This is a genomic window from Streptomyces sp. NPDC057950 (genome assembly GCF_042887295.1).
In the GTDB taxonomy this organism is placed as follows: Bacteria; Actinomycetota; Actinomycetes; order Streptomycetales; family Streptomycetaceae; genus Streptomyces; species Streptomyces kaempferi.
Genome location: NZ_JBHVPP010000057.1, coordinates 1 through 2,869, shown reverse-complemented (window position 1 = coordinate 2,869; position 2,869 = coordinate 1). Strand labels below are relative to the sequence as shown.

General features: G+C 72.3%; 2 protein-coding genes and 1 pseudogene. All 3 read left to right on the top strand.

The window, feature by feature from the left end:
- A partial coding sequence (locus tag ACFVTC_RS42770) for an alpha-glucosidase C-terminal domain-containing protein (RefSeq protein ID WP_390135247.1) occupies positions 1 to 330 on the top strand: 330 nt, incomplete at its 5' end.
- A 131-nt stretch (positions 331 to 461) separates the two neighbouring features.
- Positions 462 to 1,901: a phosphotransferase gene (locus ACFVTC_RS42765; protein ID WP_390135245.1), complete on the top strand. Its 1,440-nt coding sequence runs from the start codon at positions 462 to 464 to the stop codon at positions 1,899 to 1,901.
- A gap of 34 nt (positions 1,902 to 1,935) precedes the next feature.
- A pseudogene (locus tag ACFVTC_RS42760) lies at positions 1,936 to 2,869 on the top strand (hypothetical protein); the annotation flags it as partial.

The following is a 2,869-nucleotide window of genomic DNA, read 5'->3' as shown; positions in this document are numbered from 1 at the left end:
CGCATGATCGAGATCCGCAAACAGAACAAGGCCTTCGGCCTCGGCTCCTACACCGAACTCCCCTCCTCCAACCCCGCCGTCCTCGCCTTCCTGCGCGAAGCCCCCTCAACCGAGAACGAAGGGGACGAAGGGGACGACCTGGTGCTGTGCGTGCACAACTTCTCCCGCTTCGCCCAGCCCACCGAACTCGACCTGCGCGCCTTCAACGACCGGCACCCCGTCGAGCTCATCGGCGGAGTCCGCTTCCCCGCCATCGGCGAACTCCCCTACCTGCTCACCCTCGCAGGCCACGGCTTCTACTGGTTCCGGCTCCGCAAGGACGCCGTGTAGAACCGGGGCGGGGCGGTTTCCCCCGTCCCGCCCTGGGCACCCATCAGTAACACCCCCGACTCGCCCGGACTCCGGGTCCCTGGGTCCTTGGGTCTCCGGTCCCCCGGTCCCTGGGGAAAGGACGCGACGCCATGTCGGAAGCCGCCACGCACCCTGTCACGGAACCCGTCGCACGCCCCGAGCTGCTCGCTTCGCTCGACCCGCTGCTGCGGGAGTGGCTGCCACGCCAGCGCTGGTTCGCGGGCAAGGGACGTCCGGTCACCGGATTCTCCCTGGTGACGGCCGACGAGTTACTGCCGACGTCCGGTCAGCTGGGCCTCCTCCACCTCCTGGTACGGGCCCACCAGCCGGCCACCCCGGCACAGGGGGCCACGGCTCAACAGGGCGACTGCTACCAGTTGTTGATCGGCGTGCGCGAGGCACTGCCGCCGCGGCTCGCGCCCGCGCTGATCGGTCATGTCGAGGAAGGGCCGCTGGCCGGGCGCACCGTCTACGAGGCGCTGCACGACCCCCGCCCCGCCGACGTGCTCCTCGAAGCGCTGCGCACCCGGTCCCGGATCGGCCGGCTGCGCTTCGAGCGCGACCCGCGTCAGCGGATCCGGGGCGGACTGGCACCCCGGCTGGTGACGTCCGAGCAGTCCAACTCCTCCCTCGTCTATGGAGATACGTTCATCCTCAAGCTGTTGCGGCGCATCGTGCCGGGCGTCAACCCCGATCTGGAACTGCCGCGCATGCTCGCGCGGGAGGGCTGCCCGCGGGTTCCGGCGCCCGCGGCCTGGATGACGGCGGACATCAGGGACGCCCAGAATCCGGCAGCCGGGGAGACATACGTCCTCGGTGTGCTGCAGCCCTTCGTCCGGGGCGCCACGAACGGCTGGGAACTGGCCCTGCACGGACTGGCCAAGGGCGAGGGCTTCGGCGAGGAGGCGCGGGCACTGGGCCGCGCCACCGCCGAGGTGCACACGGCGCTCGCCCGCGCACTGCCCACGACCACTCTGGGGCACGTGCAGATGGAGCTGATGGTCGAGGGCATGACCGAGCGGCTGGCCGCGGCGGCCCAGGCGGTACCCGCGCTGCGGCCGTACGCTCCCGGTCTGCGGACCGCCTTCGAGGCGCTGGCGGACCTGGCCGCCGGGGGGCAGACCTGGACCGCACAGCGTGTCCACGGCGATCTGCACCTCGGCCAGTGCCTGCGTTCGCCCACCGGAGAGTGGTCGCTCATAGACTTCGAGGGCGAGCCGTCGAAGCCACTGGCCGAGCGCCGCATGCCGCAGCCGCCGCTGCGCGACGTCGCCGGGATGCTCCGCTCCTTCGACTACGCGGCCCGCTCGGATCCCCGGACCACCACCGGCCCCGCCCCCGCCGTGTCCGAGTGGGCCGACACCTGCCGGGCCGCCTACTGCGCGGGTTACGCGGAGGTCGCCGGACGCGACCCGCGGACCGATCCCGTCCTGCTGCGCGCCTACGAGACGGACAAGGCGGTCTACGAAGTCCTCTACGAGGCCCGGCACCGGCCAGACTGGCTGCCGGTGCCCCTGGCGGCGGTGGGCCGGCTCGCCGCATCCCCCTGACGTTCCCGCTCACCCCGCCGAGGAGGCCCTGCCCGTGACGCCCCGCCCCCCGTCCGACGACAGTCCGAAGAAGAACGGTGCCAAGAAGCCGGCCACCGGCAAGAAGGCGGCGGTCCAGAAGACTGCGGCCCAGCAGACGGCGGCCGGGAAACCGGCCGAGGGGAAGCCGGCGGCCAAGTCCCCCGAGAGGTCCGCCGGCAAGAAGCCCACCGGGAGCAAGGGCGCCCGGAACAAGGGCGCGAAGTCCTCCCAGAAGGCTCCCGGACCGGCCGCCGGCGGTATCCCGGTACCGGCCGGTGTCGCTCCGGCTCCCACCGACAACTCTCCCGCCGTCGTCGGCAGCACCTCCGACGGCACGGACAACTCCCCTTCCATGAACGGAAGTCCGCGCGCCCTCGCCGACAGCGCGCCCGCCTTCGCCGGTCTCGGTCCGGACGACCGGGAGCGGCTGCTCTCCGGTACGCACCATGATCCGCACGGCGTCCTGGGCGCCCATCCGGTACCGGGCGGAGTGGCCTTCCTGGCCTTCCGGCCGTACGCCCTGGGCGTGACCGTCGTGACGGACGACCTGCGGGCCGAGCTGCACGACGACGGGGACGGCTTCTTCTCGGCCCTCCTGCCGCTGCGCGCGGCCCCGGACGCGTACCGGCTGCTCGTGTCGTACGAGGGGACGGTCCAGGACACCGAGGACGCGTACCGTTTCCTGCCCGCGCTCGGCGAGCTCGACCTCCATCTGCTGGGCGAGGGCCGTCACGAACAGCTCTGGCGGGCCCTGGGCGCCGAGCCGATGACGCACCAGGGCGTGGCGGGCACCCGCTTCACGGTATGGGCACCGAACGCGCGCGGCGTCCGGCTCACGGGCACCTTCAACTTCTGGGACGGCACGGGGTATCCGATGCGGTCGCTGGGCTCGACGGGCGTCTGGGAGCTGTTCGTGCCCGGCATCGGCGAGGGCGAGCTCTACAAGT